This window comes from Bradyrhizobium sp. 17, assembly GCF_023073515.1.
Lineage (GTDB): Bacteria > Pseudomonadota > Alphaproteobacteria > Rhizobiales > Xanthobacteraceae > Bradyrhizobium > Bradyrhizobium canariense_D.
Window position 1 is genome coordinate 306293 of sequence record NZ_JADPJQ010000113.1, and the last position, 20323, is coordinate 326615.

Consider the following 20323-nt stretch of genomic DNA (forward strand, 5'->3'; position numbering starts at 1 on the left):
CCGCTGTAATTTGCGAGAAGACGGTGATGGATGAGGAGTTCAGGCAGCGTCTCGAACAGCTGGAAAGCCGCGTCGCGCTCCTGGAGAGGAACCAGGATCTTATCGCCGCCGGGCAAAGACGCTCCTCGCTTCGGAGCCTCTGGCGCCGCCCGCCGATGTGGACCTTCGAGCAATATCCGCCGCGCCTGCTCAACCTGACGGCTTTCCCGCGAGCTCCTGCGATCCATCCGGGCGCGCCCAGAATCGCGATGGTCACTCCGAGCTACAACCATGCGCAATATCTCGGCGCCACGATCGACAGCATCGTCAGCCAGAACTATCCGGACCTGTATTATCACGTGCAGGACGGCGCCTCGATCGACGGCACGCTCGATCTCCTGAAGAGGCGCGGCGATAGCCTGAGCTGGAGCAGCGAACCGGACAAGGGGCAATCCAGCGCCATCAATCTCGGCTTCGTCGGCGCCGAGAGCGAGATCATGGCCTATCTCAACAGCGACGACGTGCTGCTGCCCGGGACACTTGCGTATGTCGCAAATTACTTCATCGCACATCCGCGTGTCGACGTCGTCTACGGCCATCGCGTCTTCATCGATCGCGAGGGACTCGAGGTCGGCCGCGCCGTGCTGCCGCCTCATGACGGCAAGGCGTTGCGATATGCCGACTACATTCCGCAAGAGACGATGTTCTGGCGCAAGCGCGTATGGGACAGGATCGGGCCGATCGACGAGAGCTTACACTACGCGATGGACTGGGACTTCATCCTGCGGGCGCAAGCCGCAGGATTCAAATTTGCACGCTTGCCGCGATTTCTCGCCTGCTTCCGAATCCATGACGCACAAAAGACGGCATCGACCTATGCGGTCGGCGTCAGGGAGATGGGCATCCTGCGGCGACGCATTCTCGGCTTCGAACCGACACAGATGCAGATCCGGCGCGCCATCGCTCCTTATCTGGCGAAGCAGCTGGCCTATCACTACGCCTACAAGCTCGGCATCCTGCGATACTGAACCACGGCGCGAGCAGTGATCCCAAAATGTCGATCACCAGGGCTTGGCGCGCGCTCATTCCACCGCACGGCATACCCGCCCACGTGGTTGCCAGTCCGAAGAACTCGCCATAGAACAGAGTGACGCACCGCCAACAAGAACAACAGGTGAGGTCACACCATGGAAGCTCGCGTATCTGCCGCCTCAGCTTCATCGCGCCCATGGTCTCCGCCGCCCGATGCCAGCGACATCGTCAAGGGCATCCACGCCATGCTGCATCCGCGCAACATCGTGCTGGTGGGCGCGACCGACAAGCCCGGCAACTATGCCGAGCGCATCTGGAACAATTTGGTCAAATACGGCTACGAGGGCGGGCTCTATCCCGTCAATTCCAAGCGCGACACCATCTGGGGTGTCCCCTGCTACAAGGACTTTGCAAGCCTCCCGGAGAAGCCCGACCACGTGCTGGTGCTGGTGCCGGCGCGCTTTGCCGTGCAGGTGATCCGCGATGCCGCCGCGGCCGGCGCGCGCTCGGCCACCATCGTCACCTCGGGCTTCAGCGAGTTGCAGGACGAGGAAAGCCAGAAGCTCGCCGCCGAACTGCAAGCGGCCGTGCGCGAGACGGGATTGGCGGTCACCGGCCCGAACTGCCTCGGCAATTTGAGCGCGGGCGAAAAGCTCTTCACCAATATCGACGACCGTATCGTCACCATGGAACAGGGCGCGGTGGCGATTGCCGGGCAATCCGGCGCCATCGTCATGGCGATCCGCCAGGCCCTGGAAGATCGCGGCGTCGGGGTCGGCTACATGGTGACGACCGGCAACGAGGCAGGGCTCGAGACGCCGGACCTGATGCGCTATTTCGCCGAGGATCCTAGCATCAAGGTGATCGTGGTCTACCTCGAAGGCGTGCGCAACACCAAGGCATTCCGGGACGCCTGCAAGGCGGCGCGCGCCGCGAGCAAACCGGTGATCGCGCTCAAGCTCGGAGCGTCCGAGGGCGGCCGCGCGGCGGCGATGGCACATACCGGCGCGCTCGCGGGCTCGATCGAGACCTTCGACGCCATTGCAACGCGCGAAGGGGTCATCAGGGTCGGCGGGCTCGACGAGCTGATCGAGACCACCGAATGTTTCGTCCACGCCGCAGTGCCCAGGGGCGACCGGCTCGCCGCAGTGACGCTATCCGGCGGCAAGCGCGGCATGCTGATCGACGCCTTCGATGCAGAAGGCCTGAATTTTGCACCACTCAGCTCGCATGTCGGCTCGGAGCTGGCAAAGATGCTCGGGCCGGGCTCGATCGTCGGCAACCCGCTCGACGCCGGCTTTGCCGCGGTGGTCGATCCCTCCGTCTACATGAAATCGATCGGGCTGATGATCGACGACCCCGATATCGACATCGTCATCATCGATGCCGAGCTGCCGAAAGCGCCGCACGAGCTGCGCGAGCGCAATCTGCGCATCGTCGACGAGATGGCGAGCCGGGCCGGCAAGCCGGTGATCTATATCAGCGCGATGTCGATCGGCTTCACGGAGTTCACCAAGACCTTGCGCAAGTCGCTGCCGCATCTCGCGGTCATGCAGGGCATGGATCGCGCGGTGACTGCGATCAAGTCGCTGCTCGACTACGCCAAGCTGCGCAAGGAAGTGCCTGATATCGTCTCCAGCTCGAAGCCTGCAGCGCGCGCCGTGCTTGAGAAGGCGCTGAAATCGGCAATTGGCGCCGCGCTCGACGAGGTCGCCTCCAAGAAGCTGCTGAAGGCCTATGGCATCCCGATCTCGAAGGAGGCAATCGCACAGACGGCAGCCGAGGCCGTGAAGATCGCCAAGCAGATCGGCTTCCCCGTCGTGGCCAAAGTCGTCAGCGCCGAGATCCTGCACAAATCAGATATCGGCGGCGTGGTGCTGAATCTCAACAACCCGGCCGCGGTGAAGAAGGCGTTCGCCGACATCACCGCGCGGCTGAGCAAGCTGAAGGGCAAGCCGAAGCTCGACGGCATCCTGATCGCGCAACAGGTGAAGGCAGATCTGGAACTGGTGGTCGGCGCCTCCCTCGATGCCGAGATGGGCCCGGTCGTGCTGTTCGGCACTGGCGGCATCGACATCGAGCTGATGAAGGACGTCGCGCTCGCCGGCGCGCCGCTGGACGAGGCTGAGGCTCGACTCCTGATCGGCCGCACCAAGGCCGGTATCAAGATGCGCGGCTATCGGGGCAAACCGGCCTTGCACGAGGCCTCCGCGGTGAAGGCGCTGGTCGGCCTGTCCAACCTGATCGCGGATGCTGGCGACCGGATCGCCTCGATCGACGTCAATCCGTTCCTGATCAATGCCAAAACAGGCGTCGCCGTCGATGCCCTGATCGTGCTGAACAATGCTGCGGCCAAGAACACCGCCGGGCATTGATGTCGCTGAGGGCGGTTTAGCGCAGCGTAATCCGCCAATCCTTGCGACAAAACGCGAGAGGAAGTGGCGGGTTACGCTTCCCTAACTCGCCCATCCTATTATTGCGGCCACGCCATCATCCTTCCAACTTCCCCGCTTTGGCCGTAAAATCATCCCGCATGGCACGCGCGAGCAATCTGGTGATCGGAACGGCGACGCTGGCGGTGATCGCCGTGGCGTTCGGCGGCGTGCTCGGCGTGCAGAAATGGCGCACCCTCCAGAGCCGCAGCCAGTTGCGCGTGGTATTCGAGGGGGGCTCCGCCAGCGGATTGCGCCGCGGCGGACCGGTCAATTTCGATGGCGTCCCCGCCGGCCAAATCCTGTCGATCAAGCTGGACAATCCGCGCAAGGTCGTGGCCCTGGTGATGCTCGACAATACCGCGCCGATACGCAAGGACACCGTCGCGGGCATCGAGTTCCAGGGCCTCACCGGCGTCGCCGCGGTCTCGCTGATCGGCGGCGCGCCCTCGGCGCCGCCAGTGCCGCTGGACTCGGACGGCGTCCCCGTGCTGACCGCCGATCTCAGCGATGCCGAATCGATCGTCGACACCCTGCATAGCGTCGACCGTACGATCGTCAGCAACGCCCCGGCGATCAAGGAAGGCCTGCGCACGTTCGAGAACTACACCGCCGATCTCCGGAGCAAGGGCGGCGAAATCGATTCCGTCATGGCCAGGGTCGACAGCGCCTTCGCGGGCTTCGACAAGGCGGTCACAAAGATCGAAGGCGTGGTGCCCGGCTTTGCCGACGGCAAGGCGGATGAGCTGTTCGAAAAGATCCAGGGATTGCACGAACTCGCCGACACCATGAAAAAGAAATCGGCGAACTTCCTCGATGACATCCGTCGCTCGCTGCTCGACGTCAGCGAAGCCGCCAACAAGATGAGCGGGACACCCACGCCGGCCGCCGCTCCGCGACCGCCCCGGAAGCCGGCGCAGCAGAAACGGTAGCGCCTACCACGCGTAGCGGACGACGCCCTTGCCGGCGTAAGAGCGGGTGACGTTCGAGAACTCGCCCTCGAAAGTCGCCGACGCAGACCAGCCGTTCATCCAGCTCATCTGCACCGCCGCTGTGGTCAGCGCGGAATCGTGTGCTTGGGCGGCGCCGTTCACCACGAACGCCGATCCCGGCAACGTTTGGAAGACCGCACCGATGGTGCGATCCGGATTGTAGTCATGCGCCCAGGCGACGCGGCCGCGCAAGGTTATCAGGCCGCCGGCTGCGGCAAAGGACTTGTCCGCGCGCAGACCGAGTTCGGTGCGGGTGCTGGTCACGTCCTTGGCGGCATAATTCAGCGCGAAGACGTTGCTGCCGACCACAGCGAACTCCGAATAGCTCGGAAGGCTGAACACGGTGGCCTGGAGCGCCGCATAGGGGGTGAGGCCGATCCACTGCCAGGCATAGCGATAGCCGCCCTCGACACGGCCCGAGAGCGCGTTGGCGTTGAACTGCGCACGCAATTGATCCACGCCGGCGGCGGTGACGATGCGATTGGTCGTGACGTCCTGCCAGCCATAGGCCAGCGCGGCCGTGACATAGGCCGGTCCTGCGTTGTGACGCACGAAGGCGCCGGCCTGGAACAAATCCGAGCGGCCCCAGCCGAGCCCGGTGACATTGAAGCCGGTGCCGCCGCCGGCGAGCGCAAAACCTACGATCGTCGACGGCGAGAAGCGATAATCCAGACCAACCGCCGTGCCGTACACGCTGCTGGTGGCGTTGTTCGAGCCAAGCGCCGCATTGCCGTCAGTGGCCTGCGAGCCGCCATAGCCGGCGGCCCAGACGTCCCAGCGCTGCTCGAATGTCAGCGGCGGTGCCTTGCGGTAGATCGAAGCAAGGGCTTCGTTCGCGTTCTTGCGGGTCGCGGCATAGGCAGTCGCGTTCGTCTCGTCGGCATAGGGCGTCGCGCCCGGTGCGCCGCCGCGTCCCGCGCTGAAGACGTCGGTCAACAAGCCGATAAATTGGTTCATCGCATTGAACGTCGTCTGCTGCGATCCCGTCCCTGATTCGCCGGAGGCTTGCGTCAGTCCCGTCGGCGAGAGATTCGCCAGCACCACGGGAAGGCTGCCGGTGTTGTCGAAGTAGTGCGTCAGAATGTTGGCGACATTCTGCTGGTTGATATTGAGGCCGCCGCCATAGCCCAGCGCGAGATCCAGGAAGACGTTGTTGGGGTCGTAGCTCAGGGTCGCATGCAGGTTCGATGACAAACCCGCGACGACCGGATTGAAGCTGTCGGGCAGCGTGCCCGCGTTCAGGATCGTGTAGTGCTTCGCGATCGAGCCGGTCGGTACGACGACGACCGTGGCGCCGGCGAGCGTCGCCGTTCCCGTGACGACCGCGACGCCGTTGCTGGTGCCCGAGACCTGCACCATGTAGTGCGACGCCGACGTAAACGAGAGATCACCGGACACGTTGAGCGTCCCGGTGGGACTGCCCGGTGCTAGCGTACCGCCGTTGACGGAGATGGAGCTTCCGACCGTGCCGACGCCACCGAACGTGCCGCCGGCCGCGACACTCACATTGCCATTGATGGTGCCGGCCAGCGTGAGCGTGCCGCCCAGCACGTTCCAGTCCTGATTACCCGTGCCGGTCACCGTCCAGGTCGAATTGTCGACCTTGTTGAAGGTCGAGAAGCCGTCATACTGAAGAAGGGGACCGATCAGGTCGAGGTTGAACGTATCCTTGCCGATGCCTCCGAGCTGGAACGTGTCGACGCCAGTGCCGAGCACCAGGCCGTTGATGATGCTGCCGGGTCCTAGCGTCAGCGTGTTGGGGCCGCAGACACAAAACTCGATTGCAGCGATTCCGGCCGCAGCGTTGATGGTCCCGGAGTTGAAGACGTTGGCCCCGCCGCTCACGCTGATGCCGACGCCGCCAGCACCGACGGTGATGGTTCCGGTATTGACAACGTGGTTTGTCGTTGTGAACGAGCTCACGTCGATGCCGAAGCCGGAATCGCCGACCGTGATCGTACCTCTGTTGATGATGGTGTTGGAATCACCGAGAGCTACGATGCCCTCGGCGAAATCGGCCCCTGTGATCCGTCCATTGTTGCTGATCGTGGAGGACAGGCCCGTAAACGCGATGCCCGCACCGCCCAGACCCACGCTGATCGTCCCGTTTTGGTTGATCGCGACCCGATTGCCCTGCACCGCAATGCCGGCGGACGTGCCATCGCCCGACTTGATCGAGCCACTATTGGTGACCTTGGCGTCATCACCGAACAAGGCGATGCCGGCACCAAAGTCGCCGGCCGTGATTGCGCCGAAATTGCTGACGATTTGAAAACTACCCTGCATAAAGATGCCAGCGGCACCCTGCCCGACCGAAATCGTGCCGGTGGCGGTGTTGGTGACCGTGTTGTTATCCATGGTCGCAACGATGCCGCCGGAGAAGCCGGAGGAATCGCCGACCTTGATCGCGCCTGCATTGGTCACGGTCGTGCCACCGAACGAAGCGAAAATCCCGATTGAATCATCGAGTCCGGTGATCGTGCCCGTCGCGGCGTTGGTGATCGTGTTGCTCTGGACCGCGAAGATGCCCGCGCCCGACGCGCCGATGGACAGCGCACCGCTGTTGCTAACGCTATTGTTGTTTCCTACCGAGATCGCGCTGCCGTGGTCGCCGGTGGTGACGGTCCCGGCATTGATGATGATGTTGTGATCGAGCGCGGAGATACCGAGGCCGTTATCAAGCACCGTGATGGCGCCGTTGTTGGTCACGGTGTTCGAATTGCCGCCATTGATGCCGGTGAGGCCCGAGCCCGCCGCCACCGTGCCGTTGTTAGTGATGACGTTGGTGTCATTGACGTTGATCGCCGCCGTGCCGTTATCGTTGACGCTGGCGCCAGTCAGCACATTTACGGTCAGATTGGTGACGCCGCCGCTTGCCGCAAAGCCGTCGGCATCGGTGCCGCTACAGGTGACGGTCTGCCCGCTTGCCGCCGGGTCGGGCGCGCAGTCCGCCTGCGCAGGTGTCGCCGATAGGCCGAGGCTGAGAACGACCGCCACGACAGACGAAGCGACCGCGGCAAGGCGCAGCCCAATCCGACCAGCCTTCGGCGGCCCAAATTCCACTTTGATGCCCTCAGTCCAGCGCTCCCCAGCGGCGCCGCCGGCAAACTAGGCCGCCGGGCCCCTCCGTGGAACTACGGAATCGGCGGAATCGCTGGGGGACAGCAAAACCGGACTGATTCAGCGGACCATGTTGCACCAGAGGCACGCTTTTCCGGCGCAGCCTGGTCGATCCACGACGTTTGCGTGTGCGGTTCGGTCGCAGTATTGACCGTCGTTCACATCAATGACTGATCATCTGGGGCGGCGCCGCGTCCCAACGGGAGCGAGCGGCACGCCTTCACACACACTGATTTGGGCAACGGCTTAGTAATTGGTGGGCGCCGCTTCATTCGGGATGCCGTCGATCGGGCATTCGGCGGTACCGGGCGTCGCGCGCGTCATCGCCTCGACCATGTCCCGGGTGCCTTCGGGATCGGCGATCCAGTTCTTGTAGAAATCATAGGGGCAGACGGCGAGGCCGCGCGGGCTTTCGCCGGAATTGATCATGCCGGTGTAGCCGCGGTGGACCAGCTTGTAGAGATGGTTCTGCGACTGGCCGTTGCGGCGCGCATCGCGGATCAGATGCTTCGACAGCTGGGCATATTGGATGCCGTAGTCCTCCTCGCCGCACTCGCCGAGGGTGCGGCCGTCGAAACCGATGATCGCGGAGTGACCGAAGTAAGAATAGACGCCGTCGAAGCCGGCAGCGTTGGCGACCGCGACATAGACATTGTTGGCCCATGCCATCGCTTTTGAAATCAGGATCTGCTGCTCCTTGGCCGGATACATGTAGCCCTGGCAGCGCACGATCAGCTCGGCCCCCTTCATGGCGCAGTCGCGCCAGATCTCCGGGAAGTTGCCGTCGTCGCAGATGATCAGGCTGACCTTCATCCCTTTCGGGCCGTCGGAGACATAGGTGCAATTGCCGGGATACCAGCCCTCGATCGGCACCCACGGCATGATCTTGCGGTACTTCTGCACGATGTCACCCTTGTCGTTCATCAGGATCAGGGTGTTGTAGGGCGCCTTGTGCGGATGCTCCTCGTGGCGCTCGCCGGTGAGCGAGAACACGCCCCACACCTTGGCCTTGCGGCAGGCCTCCGCAAAAATCGCGGTCTCTTCACCGGGCACCGCGCAAGCGGTCTCATACATCTCCTTGGAGTCGTACATGATGCCCTGGGTGGAGTATTCCGGGAAAATCACCAGGTCCATGCCGGGAAGGCCGGTCTTCATGCCCACCACCATGTCGGCGATCTTGCGGGCGCTGTCGAGCACCTCGGCCTTGGTGTGCAGGCGCGGCATCTTATAGTTGACCACCGCGACGCCGACGGTGTCGTTGCTGCTGGAGATGTCACCGTGAAGCATTTGAATTGCTCCTCTACTCTGTTTGAGATTGCCGCGTGAATCAGTGACTGATCATCCAGGGCCGCGCGGTGGGAAAACCCTTGGCACCGCTCCTGGTCTTGGTCACCAGCCGCGCCGGCTTGTTCTTATCCGGCGCGTTCTTTGACGAATTCTTGCCCGTGGAGCAGCAGCCGCAACCGGGGCCATGCGAGGCCTTGTATTGCGCCAGCGTCTGCGGCGCGTGCGTGCTGCGCTCGTTGGCGGCGTGAGCCTTGCGCGTCTCCGACGGCATGCAGAAGAAGTTCGGGGCGGTCAGAATCACGCGGGGCGCCATGATTTCACATTGCGGACAGGCTTGCGGATCGTCGCATTCGGCCATCGGGAGCATATCCTTGAACGGACCGCAATCGTCACAGAGATATTCATAGACCGGCATCGCATCATCCCTACGCTGTTGTCTGTGAGAGAACTGTCGCGGCGGATGCGGGGCGGCAGATACGCCGTCTCGCATCCGGTCGCGCAGGGATTACTTGTCCGGCGATATCGGCATCTGGATATCGCCCTTGATGTGCTTGATCGGACCTGCCGAGGACGGCATCACGTCGAAGTCGAAGATTTCCGTCGGCAGCCATAATGTGGCACAGGCATTGGGCACGTCGACGACGCCGGAGATGTGCCCCTGAACCGGTGCCGTACCAAGGATCGAATAGGCCTGGGCGCCGGAGTAGCCGAACTTCTTCAGATATTCGATCGCATTCAGGCAGGCCTGGCGGTAGGCGATGGTGACGTCGAGATAGTGCTGCTTGCCGGCCTCGTCGACCGAGATGCCTTCGAAGATCAGATAGTCCTTGTAGTTCGGTGTGATCGGCGACGGCTTGAAGATCGGATTCTTGACGCCGTACTTCGCCATGCCGTCCTTGATCACCTCGACCTTCAGATGCAGCCAGCCGGCCATCTCGATCGCACCGCAGAAGGTGATCTCGCCGTCGCCCTGACTGAAGTGGAGATCGCCCATCGAGAGACCGGCGCCGGGCACGTAGACCGGGAAGTAGATCTTCGAGCCGCGCGAAAGGTCCTTGATGTCGCAATTGCCGCCATGCTCCCGCGGCGGCACGGTGCGCGCGCCTTCGGCTCCGATCTTGTCCTTGACCTCGCCCTTGGCGCGGCCGCCATGAGCGGTCGGCGCGAACGGCGGATTGGCGAGGCCGGGCACACGGGTCGGATTGGTTGCGATCAGCTCGGCCTCGCGCTTGTTCCAGGTGTCCAGCATCTTCGGATCGGGGAGACAGCCGATCAGGCCGGGATGGATCAGGCCGGCGAAGTTGACGCCCGGAATATGCCGCGACGAGGTGTAGAGACCCTTGATGTCCCAGATCGACTTCTGCGCCAGCGGGAAATGATCCGTAAGAAATCCGCCGCCGTTCTGCTTGGAGAAGAAGCCGTTGAAGCCCCACATGCTCTCCTTCATCGGGCCAACGTCGAGCAGGTCGACGACGAGGAGGTCACCGGGCTCGGCGCCCTTGACGCCGATCGGGCCGGAGAGGAAGTGCACGATCGACAGATCGATGTCGCGCACGTCGTCGGCGGAATCGTTGTTCTTGATGAAACCGCCGGTCCAGTCATAAGTCTCGATGATGAAGTCGTCGCCGGGATTGACCCAGGCCACGATCGGAATGTCGGGGTGCCAGCGGTTATGCACCATGTCATTTTCATAGGCCGACTTGGTGAGATCGACCTTGATCAGTGTCTCTGGCATCGAGAGGCTCCCCTTTTACACGGTTGGTTAGACGGACAGATATTTCGAGACCTGTGCGGCATCGACGGCGCCGCGCGGATCATCACGGACGATCTCGCCGTTCTCGATCACCAGCACACGGTCGGCGATATCGAGCGCGAAGCTCAGGACCTGCTCGGACACGACGATTGAAAGCCCCTTCTCGTCGCGGATGTGCTTGAGCGTGCGCGCCATCTCCTTGATGATCGACGGCTGGATACCTTCGGTCGGCTCGTCGAGCAGCAGCACTTTTGGCTTGGTCGCCAGCGCACGAGCGATCGCGAGTTGTTGCTGCTGGCCGCCGGAGAGATTGCCGCCACGGCGGTCCTTCATCTCCAGCAGCACCGGAAACAGTTCGTAGATGTCACCGGGCACTTCGGTTCCGCCGGAGACCACGAGGCCGGTCTCGATGTTCTCCTTCACCGTCATGGTAGAAAAGATCATGCGGCCTTGCGGCACATAGGCGAGCCCCTTGGCCACCCGCTCGTAGCTCGGCAGGCTGCCGAGCTCGGCGCCGTCCATGGTCACCGAGCCACTCTTGGCCGGCAGGATCCCCATCAGCGATTTCATCAGCGTGGTCTTGCCCATGCCGTTGCGACCCATGATCGCCACGATCTCGTTGGGCGCGACTTTGACGTTGAGCCCGTGCAGCACCTCGCTCTGGCCGTAGGCGACGTGAAGATCAGAAATAGCCAGCATCGTCGCGCTCCTTAGTGACCGAGATAAACTTCGACGACCTTGGGATCGTTCTTCACCTTTTCCATGGTGCCTTCCGAGAGGATCTGGCCCTGGTGAAGCACGGTGACCTTGTGCGCGATGTCCTCGACGAACTTCATGTCGTGCTCGATCACGAGCACCGAGCGGTTTTTGATGATGCGGTTGAGCAGCTCGGCGGTCTTGGTGCGTTCGGACACGCTCATGCCGGCGACGGGCTCGTCCAGCATGAGCAGGTCAGGATCCTGAATCAGCAGCATGCCGATCTCGAGCCATTGCTTCTGGCCATGACTGAGCTCGGAGGCATAGGTGTTGAGCTTGTCCTTGAGGAAGATCATCTCGGCAACCTCTCCGACGCGTGACCTCACCAGCTGGTCACGCTGGAACGTGAGTGAGCCGAATACGGTGCGGCCGCGCGGAAACGAGATCTCGAGATTCTCGAACACGGTGAGGTCTTCGAACACCGACGGCGTCTGGAACTTGCGGCCGACGCCGGCCTTGACGATCTCGTTCTCCTTCAGCTTGGTCAGCTCGGTCCCGCGAAACTGGATCGAGCCTTCGGTCGCCTTGGTCTTGCCGCAGATCAGGTCAAGCACCGTGGTCTTGCCGGCCCCATTGGGGCCGATGATGACGCGGATCTCGTTCTCCTCGACGTAAAACGAGAGATCGTTGACGGCCTTGAAGCCGTCGAAGGAAACCGTCAGCCCGGAGACCGCGAGCAGGAATTCCTTGGGCTGATGACCGACGAGCATGATCTATCTCCTCACTGCCAGCGTGGCATCGGCATCGCGATGACCGACGAGCATGACCTATCTCCTCACTGCCAGCATGGCATCGGCATCGTGATGACCGACGAGCATGATGGTCTCCTCACTCTGCTGGTGCGCCGTCGGCAACCGAATTGTCGCTCCAGCCCGGCTTCTTGCGCGAGGCGAAAAGGCGGTCGACGCGCGGCTGCACATAGTCGGCCCAGAGCCCCGACAGGCCGTTCGGGAAAGCGAGCACGACCGCGATGAACAGCGCGCCGAGACCAAACAGCCAGAGTTGCGGAAAGGATTCCGACAGGCTGGTCTTGGCGAAGTTCACCAGAATGGCCCCCCATATCGCGCCAAAGATCGACATCCGTCCGCCGACCGCGGTGTAGATCACCATCTCGATCGACGGCACGATGCCGACAAAGGACGGCGACATGAAACCGACATTGAGCGCGAACATGGCCCCGCCGATCGCGGCGAAAACCGCGGCCATACAGAACGCAAAGATCTTGAAGTTGGCGACGCTGTAGCCGGAGAAGCGGACGCGGTCCTCCTGTTCGCGCATAGCCACCAGGATGCGGCCGAGCTTGGTCAGGCGGATGAACTGCGCGATGCCGATGCAGGCGAACAGCAGCACCACTTCGACGAAGTACAAGATGACCTTGGCGTGGTCGGGCCGGATGTCCCATCCCTTGAGGGTGCGCAGGTCGGTCATGCCGTTGATGCCGCCGGTGTAGCCCTGCTGGCCCACGATCAGGATGGTGAGGATGGCCGCCACCGCCTGGGTGATGATGGCAAAGTAGGTGCCGCCCACGCGCCGCTTGAACATCGCAGTGCCGATGATCAGCGCGAAGATGCCGGGGACCAAGATGATGGCGAGGATGGTGAAGGCGAGACTGTGAAACGGCTGCCAGAACAGTGGCAGTGACGTGATCTGATTCCAGTCCATGAAGTCCGGGATGCCTGGCGTCGACTGGATTTTGGTATTTTCGACGCTGGAGGCCTCCAGCTTGAGGAACATCGCCATGCAATAGCCGCCGAGGCCGAAGAACACGCCCTGCCCCAGACTGAGAATGCCGCCGTAGCCCCAGCACAGCACGAGACCGAGCGCGACGAAGGCGTAGGTCAGATACTTCGCGACGAGGTTGAGACGGAACACATCCAGCGAGAGCGGCAGGATCACGAACAGCACGGCGGCCAGCACGAGGAAGCCCATGAGCTCGGATCGATTGAAGAAGCGTGAGTTGATGACCATGACTTGCCTGCTTCTTGTTATTTGCGGACCTTGAGGGCGAAGAGACCCTGCGGCCGCAGCATCAGGATTCCGACAACGGCAAGCAGCGTCAGCACCTTAGCCATCGAGCCCGACAGGAAGAACTCGAGGGTGGATTGGGTCTGCGAGATTGAGAAGGCCGATGCGATGGTGCCGAGCAGGCTTGCCGCGCCGCCGAACACGACCACCAGGAACGTATCGACGATGTAGAGCTGTCCGGAGGTCGGCCCGGTCGAGCCGATCATGGTGAAGGCGCTCCCAGCGACACCGGCAATGCCGCAGCCGAGGCCGAAAGTGTAGCGATCCACCTTTTCGGTGTTGATGCCGACGGCACCGGCCATGATGCGGTTCTGCACGACGGCGCGCACCTGTCGACCCCAGCGCGATTTGTACATCACGTAGGCGACGCCGACAGTGATCAGGACGGTGAGGCACATCACGAAGACGCCGTTGATCGGCACTTCGATGCTGTCGGTCACGTGCAGCGAGCCGAGCATCCATTGCGGCAGCTCGACGCCGACCTCGCGCGCGCCGAACACGGAGCGATAGGCCTGTTGCAGGATCAGGCTGAGGCCCCAAGTCGCGAGCAGCGTGTCGAGCGGGCGCTTGTAGAGATGCCGTATCAGCACCCATTCCACCAGCATCCCCAACGCACCGGATGCGACAAAGGCCAGGATCATCGCGAGGAAGAAATAGCCGCTGAACAGGCTTGGCAAATAGGATTGGAAGAAGCTCGAGGTCATCCAGGTGACGTAGGCCCCAAGGATCATGAACTCGCCATGGGCCATGTTGATGACGCCCATCTGGCCGAAGATGATCGCAAGACCCAGCGCCATCAGGACGTAGACGGAGAACAGGATCAGTCCTGCAAAGCCCTGCATGACGAAGATGGAGCCAAGGTCACCAAGCGAGTAGTCGCCGAACATCGATGTCCTCCGTCGGGAAAGGGTCCCGCGTCGCGAGCAGGTTCGCGACGCGGGGGTCTTGGGCGTGGATTTGCGGTCCACGCCAGGGAGAGGTTTTGCCTGAGAGGGAAACGGCGACGAACGCCGTGACTAACTGATAGATCTCGTCTTACTGGTAGCCCTTGGGGAACGGATCCGGCTCGACCAGATCGGCGGTCTCGTAGATCAGTTCGAACTGGCCATCGAGCTTGGCGCGTCCCACCCGGGTCTTCGACCAGAGGTGATGATTTTCGTGGATGCGCACATAGCCTTCCGGAGCGCCCTTGAACTCGATGCCCGGCGACGCCGCGGCGATCTTGTCGATGTCGAAGGAGCCCGCCTTCTCCACCGTCAACTTCCACAACCACGGTCCGAGATAGGCAGCCTGGGTGACGTCTCCGATCACGGTCTTCTCGCCCCACATCTTCTTGAACGCAGGAACGAAGGTCTTGTTGTTCGGATTGTCGAGCGACTGGAAGTACTTCATGCAGGCATAGGCGCCCGCGATGTTCTCGCCGCCAATGCCGTCGATCTCGTCTTCGGTCACCGAGATCGTGAGCAGCGCCTGCTTGGAGAGGTCGATGCCGGCCGCCTTGAGCTGCTTGTAGAACGCGACGTTCGAGCCGCCGACGACGTCGGTGAAGATCACGTCGGGCTTGGTCAGCTTGATCTTGTTGATGACCGAATTGAACTGCGTATTGCCGAGCGGATAATACTCTTCGCCGACCACCTTGCCCTTCAGCACGTTCTCGACATGCTTGCGCGCAATCTTGTTCGAGGTGCGCGGCCAGATGTAGTCGGAGCCGATGAAGAAGAACGACTTGGCGCCCTTCTCCTTGGCGATCCAGTTCAGGCCGGCGAGGATCTGCTGAGTGGCTTCCTGACCTGTGTAGATCACGTTCTTGGACTGCTCGAGACCTTCGTAGAAGGTCGGGTAATAGAGCATGCCGTTGTACTGCTCCATGACGGGCAGCACGGCCTTGCGGGACGCCGAGGTCCAGCAGCCCATGATCGCCGCGACCTTGTCGTTGACCAGCAGCTTCTTGGCCTTCTCGGCAAAGGTCGGCCAGTCGCTGGCGCCGTCTTCCTGGATGAACTTGATCTTGCGACCGAGCACGCCGCCCATGGCATTGATCTGCTCGATGGCAAGCTTTTCGGCTTCGATCGAGCCGGTCTCGGAGATGGCCATGGTGCCGGTCGCCGAATGCAGGATGCCGACCGTCACCTCGGTGTCGGTGACCGCGAGACCCGTGGTGTTGACTGCCGAGGTCGCTGGGGCCTGCGCAAAAGATGCTCGCGGTAGCATGGTGATGGCCGGCACGGCCGCCATTCCCATCAATAATTTGCGCCGGAGCGGCGATAACAGGCCCTTGTTCGCTTCGTCTGACATGAGCACCCCACTGTTGTTCGAGGACACGCGATTGGTGCCGTGAGGATGGCTCGAATTTGTGCACTGCAAGCATACGCAAGATCGCGTATACTGCACCGCAAAATGACGACGTAGGCTTTTGGTACGGATTTTGCGAGGGGGTCCGGCGCGTTCGGGAGTAGGAGTGGGGGCTGAAGTGGCAGGGCGGCAGCGAATAGATCGCGTCAGGCGCCAGTACAACCAATGGGTCGCCAACCAGACGCTGGAAGACTACGCGCTGCGCTTCACCGCCAAGAGCGCGCGCCGGTGGTCCGCTGCCCGCGTCGCCAACACTGCCCTGGGCGCCATCTCCTTTCTCGCGCTTGAGGCGATCGGCGGCACCATCACCCTGAATTACGGGGTTACCAACGCCACCGCCGCGATCCTCGTCGTCTCCATCATCATCTTCTGCTGCGGCGTCCCGATTGCCTATTATGCCGCCAAATGCGGCATCGACATTGACCTGCTCACCCGCGGCGCCGGCTTCGGTTATATCGGCTCGACCGTCACGTCGCTGATCTACGCCTCCTTCACCTTCATCTTCTTCGCGATCGAAGCGGTGATCCTGGCCACGGCGCTCGAGATGTGCTTCGGCATTCCGCGCCCGATCGGCTATCTCATCAGCGCGGTCGCGATCATCCCGCTTGTCACCTACGGCATCACGCTGATCAGCCGCTTCCAGCTCTGGACGCAGCCGATCTGGATCATCCTGCACATCCTGCCCTTCGCGGCGATCGCCTGGGCCAACCCTTACTCGTTCACGGAATGGCGCAAATTCGCCGGCGAGCACGGCGACCCCAGCGGACATTTCGATCTACTGCTGTTCGGCGTAGCATCCTCCGTGGTGTTTTCGCTGGTGGCTCAGATCGGCGAGCAGGTCGACTTCCTCAGGTTTCTGCCGCGCGACCGCCGCACCTCGCGAACGTCGTGGTGGGCCGCCCTGCTGATCGCGGGGCCCGGCTGGATCATCTTCGGCGCGCTGAAATTGCTGCTGGGCTCGTTTCTCGCCTTCTTCGCGCTGAGCCACGGCCTCTCCAGCGAGCTGGCGGCCGAGCCTGCGCACATGTATCTCGAGGCGTTTCGCTACGTGTTGTCGCAGCCGGACATGGCTCTGGCACTCACCGGCGCGTTCGTGATCCTGTCGCAGCTCAAGATCAACGTCACCAACGCCTATGCAGGCTCGATCGCCTGGTCGAACTTCTTCTCGCGTCTCACTCATAGCCATCCGGGCCGGGTCGTCTGGCTGGTGTTCAACGTGATGGTGGCCTTGCTGCTGATGGAGATCGGCGTCTACAAGGCGCTGGAGCAGACGCTCGCGCTCTACTCCAATGTCGCGATCGCCTGGGTCGGTGCGCTGGTCTCTGATCTCGTGGTCAACAAGCCCCTCGGCCTGCGCCCGCCGCAGATGGAGTTCAAGCGCGCCCATCTCTACGACATCAACCCGGTCGGCGTCGGCGCGATGACGATCGCGACCATCGTCTCGATCGCGGCATTCTACGGCCTGTTCGGCTCGACCATGAAAGCGCTCGCGGCCTTCGTCGCGCTGACGGTCGCCTTCGTCACCGCGCCCGTCATCGCCTGGCTCACCGACGGAAAATATTACATCGCGCGCAAGCCGAAGAGGAGTTGGGCCAACATCGAATCGATCCAGTGCTGCATCTGCGAGCACCATTTCGAGCCGGAGGACATGACCTCCTGTCCTGCCTATGCCGGCCCGATCTGCTCGCTATGCTGCTCGCTCGATGCGCGCTGCCACGATTTGTGCAAACCGCATGCGCGCGCGCAGGTGCAGTTCGCCGACGCACTCGCCAGGATCTTGCCGCAGGCGATCTATCAGCGGATCAACTCGCAGTTCGGCCACTACATCGGTGTGTTCGTGGTCTCCGCGGGCCTCGTCGCGCTGGTGCTGGGGCTGATTTACCTCCAGAGCTCGGTCAGCGTGCCTGGCGAGAACATGCTCGTCTCCAACGTGCTCTGGAAGGTGTTCTTCTCGCTCAGCATCATCATCGGCGTGGTGGCCTGGCTGTTCGTGCTGGCGCAGCAGAGCCGACGGGCCGCCGAGGCCGAGACCCGACGCCAGACCACGCTGCTGATTCAGGAGATCGACGCCCACAAGCGCACCGATGCCGAGCTCCAGCGCGCCAAGGAAATCGCAGAATCCGCCAACCTCGCCAAGAGCCGCTACGTGGTGGGCCTGAGCCACGAGCTGCGCTCGCCGCTGAATGCGATCAGCGGCTATGCCCAACTCCTGGAGCAGGACACCACGCTCAACACCAAGCCGCGCGACCAGGTCCGCGTCGTCCGCCGCAGCGCCGATCACCTCTCCGGCCTGATCGACGGCATTCTGGACATCTCCAAGATCGAGGCGGGGCGGCTGTACCTGTCGCGCGACGAGGTGCGCCTGACCGAATTCCTCGACCAGCTCGTCGGCATGTTCCGCCTTCAGGCCGCGGCCAAGAGCATCGACTTCGTGTTCAGGCGGCCGGCGCATTTGCCGGTCGTGGTCTATGCCGACGAGAAGCGGCTGCGCCAGGTGCTGATCAATCTGCTGTCCAACGCGATCAAATTCACCCAGGTCGGCAGTGTGCAGTTCGTGGTGCACTATCGCAGCCCGGTCGCGGAGTTCGAGGTGATCGACACCGGCCCCGGCATCCAGGGCGACGATCTCGAACGCATCTTCGCACCTTTCGAACGTGGCGCGCTCGGTGTCTCGCAGCCGCAGACCGGCACGGGGCTGGGCCTCACCATCAGCCGGTTGCTCGCCGGCGTCATGGGCGGCGACATCAAGGTCTTGAGCACGGTCGGCAGCGGCAGCACGTTCAAGGTCAAGATGCTGCTATCCGAAGTCACCAATCCGCAGCGCATTGCGCCGGTGGAGGCCCCGATCTCGGGCTATCACGGCGCGCGCAAGACCATCCTCATCACCGACGACGATCCCGTGCATCGCGACCTCCTGCGCGAGGTGTTGACCCCACTCGGCTTCATCCTGCTCAGCGCGCCCGACGGGCCTGGCTGCCTGGCGCTAGCCCAGCACTGCCGGCCTGATCTGTTCCTGCTCGATATCTCCATGCCTGGCATGGACGGCTGGACGGTGGCGGAGACGCTGCGCGCCAGCGGCCACCATCAGGCGCGCATCCTGATGGTGTCTGCCAGCGCGCTCGAGGCGCACGGCACACCGCTGGCACAGCCTTTCCACGACGGCTACCTGATGAAGCCGATCGATATTCCCAGGCTTTTGGAAAGTATCCGCCAGCTTCTCAAGGTCGAATGGCAATACGGCTCGGAGGAGATCGCGGTGCCGCTGTGGCGGCCGGAGAGCGGCTCGCGGCCGCCTGTACGACACATCGAGGCTCTGATCGGGCTCGGTCAGATCGGCTACGTCAAGGCTATCCAGTTGAAGCTGGACGAGATCGGCAGTGAGCACCCTGAACATGCCGACTTCGTCGCGGAAATGCGGTCGCTGATCGACCGCTTCGATCTCGGCCAGTACATGGCCACATTGAAGACGTTGCATGCGTATGAGCACTGAGTCGAAAAAGCGCGACGTCGCGCTCGTTGTTGACGACTCCCCGGAGACGCTGCGGCTGCTCACCGACGCGCTCGACAGCGCCGGGATGACGGTGATGGTGGCGCTCGATGGCGCGGCCGCGATGCGTATCGTCGACCAAATCACGCCTGACATCGTGCTGCTCGACGCTGTGATGCCGGGCATGGACGGGTTCGAGACCTGCCGCCGCCTCAAGCGCGATGCGGGCCTTGCCAATGTCCCGGTGATATTCATGACGGGGCTCGCCGAGACCGAGCACATCGTGCGCGGGCTGGAGGCCGGCGGCGTCGACTACGTGACCAAGCCGATCGTGATCGAGGAGATGCTGGCGCGGATCCGCGTTCATCTCGGCAATGCGCGGCTGACGCAAAGCGCACGCGCCGCGCTCGATGTCTCCGGCCGATTCCTGTTCGCGGTCAACCGCCAGGGCAAATTGTTGTGGGCGACCCCGCAGGCGCAGAAGCTGCTGGCGGACCACCACGGCGCGCAGGCCGACGACGATTTCGTCCTGCCGGTATCATTGCTGCAATGGCTGGAGCAGGCGAAGGGCAAGGGCAGCTCGAAGTCTCAGGCGGCTTCCTTGCCCGACAATCCTCAGCTCCGGCTGTACTACATGGGCGAGACCGCACCGAACGAGTTCCTGCTGCGGCTCTCCAGGGAATCCGGCACCGCGCCGCCACCCGAGTTCACCAGCGAGCTCGGCCTCACTACCCGCGAAGGCGAGGTGCTGGCCTGGCTCAGCAAGGGCAAAACCAACCGCGACATCGCGCAGATTTTGGGCTTGAGCCCGCGCACGGTCGACAAGCATCTCGAGCAGATCTACTCCAAGCTTGGAGTCGAGAACCGGACCGCGGCTGCGGCGATTGCAACGAATGCGACAAGAAGGAATTCGTAGTCTTGCTCCGAGTGAGTTGGGATGTGACTCAGCACACCGTGTCGTCCCGGCGAAGGCCGGGACCCATAACCCCAGGGAGTGATTTGGCGAAGACTAGTCGTTCGGACTAGCACCGTCCGCAATCGATAGGCCTCGCTGTATGGGTCCCGGCCCCCGTGCGCAATTGCGCACTAGGCCGGGACGACGTTGCAA

General features: G+C 62.7%; 14 protein-coding genes. 5 read left to right on the plus strand and 9 right to left on the minus strand.

Annotated features, from left to right (window positions below):
- Positions 1-26: 26 nt before the first annotated feature.
- The 3 genes from IVB13_RS24090 (at position 27) to IVB13_RS24100 (ending at position 4375) form a co-directional block, all read left to right on the plus strand.
- Positions 27-1007, plus strand: coding sequence for a glycosyltransferase family 2 protein (locus tag IVB13_RS24090; protein WP_085361926.1), 981 nt, complete (start codon positions 27-29; stop codon positions 1005-1007).
- Between the two features lie 159 nt (positions 1008-1166).
- On the plus strand, positions 1167-3386 hold the full coding sequence (locus IVB13_RS24095; protein WP_026233059.1) for an acetate--CoA ligase family protein: 2220 nt from the start codon (positions 1167-1169) through the stop codon (positions 3384-3386).
- A 158-nt stretch (positions 3387-3544) separates the two neighbouring features.
- Positions 3545-4375, plus strand: coding sequence for an MlaD family protein (locus IVB13_RS24100; RefSeq protein WP_018455949.1), 831 nt, complete (start codon positions 3545-3547; stop codon positions 4373-4375).
- Positions 4376-4378: 3 nt separating this feature from the next.
- Here the strand turns inward: IVB13_RS24100 and IVB13_RS24105 are convergent, their stop codons facing one another.
- From IVB13_RS24105 to urtA, 9 genes are all read right to left on the minus strand, one after another.
- Positions 4379-7498, minus strand: coding sequence for an autotransporter domain-containing protein (locus IVB13_RS24105; RefSeq protein ID WP_247295926.1), 3120 nt, complete (start codon positions 7496-7498; stop codon positions 4379-4381).
- Between the two features lie 303 nt (positions 7499-7801).
- A complete protein-coding gene (locus IVB13_RS24110; RefSeq protein ID WP_018455947.1) occupies positions 7802-8842 on the minus strand; it encodes an aliphatic amidase in 1041 nt (346 codons plus the stop codon).
- Between the two features lie 40 nt (positions 8843-8882).
- Entirely contained in the window at positions 8883-9257 is a 375-nt protein-coding gene (locus IVB13_RS24115; RefSeq protein ID WP_247490750.1) for a zinc ribbon domain-containing protein, read from the minus strand.
- A 90-nt stretch (positions 9258-9347) separates the two neighbouring features.
- Positions 9348-10577, minus strand: a complete 1230-nt coding sequence (fmdA, locus tag IVB13_RS24120) for a formamidase (RefSeq protein ID WP_007598072.1) — start codon at positions 10575-10577, stop codon at positions 9348-9350.
- A gap of 27 nt (positions 10578-10604) precedes the next feature.
- A complete protein-coding gene (urtE, locus tag IVB13_RS24125; protein ID WP_018455945.1) occupies positions 10605-11294 on the minus strand; it encodes an urea ABC transporter ATP-binding subunit UrtE in 690 nt (229 codons plus the stop codon).
- Between the two features lie 11 nt (positions 11295-11305).
- A complete protein-coding gene (urtD, locus tag IVB13_RS24130; RefSeq protein ID WP_018455944.1) occupies positions 11306-12061 on the minus strand; it encodes an urea ABC transporter ATP-binding protein UrtD in 756 nt (251 codons plus the stop codon).
- Between the two features lie 118 nt (positions 12062-12179).
- Positions 12180-13319: an urea ABC transporter permease subunit UrtC gene (urtC, locus tag IVB13_RS24135; RefSeq protein ID WP_018455943.1), complete on the minus strand. Its 1140-nt coding sequence runs from the start codon at positions 13317-13319 to the stop codon at positions 12180-12182.
- A gap of 17 nt (positions 13320-13336) precedes the next feature.
- Positions 13337-14263, minus strand: coding sequence for an urea ABC transporter permease subunit UrtB (gene urtB / locus IVB13_RS24140; RefSeq protein WP_018455942.1), 927 nt, complete (start codon positions 14261-14263; stop codon positions 13337-13339).
- Positions 14264-14411: 148 nt separating this feature from the next.
- The gene (gene urtA / locus IVB13_RS24145; RefSeq protein WP_018455941.1) at positions 14412-15671 is read right to left on the minus strand and encodes an urea ABC transporter substrate-binding protein; all 1260 of its coding nucleotides are present in this window, start codon (positions 15669-15671) and stop codon (positions 14412-14414) included.
- A gap of 175 nt (positions 15672-15846) precedes the next feature.
- On the opposite strand from urtA, the gene IVB13_RS24150 reads away from it, so the two are divergent.
- Together IVB13_RS24150 and IVB13_RS24155 are read left to right on the plus strand one after the other, a co-directional pair.
- Entirely contained in the window at positions 15847-19218 is a 3372-nt protein-coding gene (locus IVB13_RS24150; protein WP_018455940.1) for an ATP-binding protein, read from the plus strand.
- Entirely contained in the window at positions 19202-20131 is a 930-nt protein-coding gene (locus IVB13_RS24155) for a response regulator (protein ID WP_007598081.1), read from the plus strand. The genes IVB13_RS24150 and IVB13_RS24155 overlap by 17 nt, the downstream gene beginning before the upstream one ends.
- Positions 20132-20323: the final 192 nt, after the last annotated feature.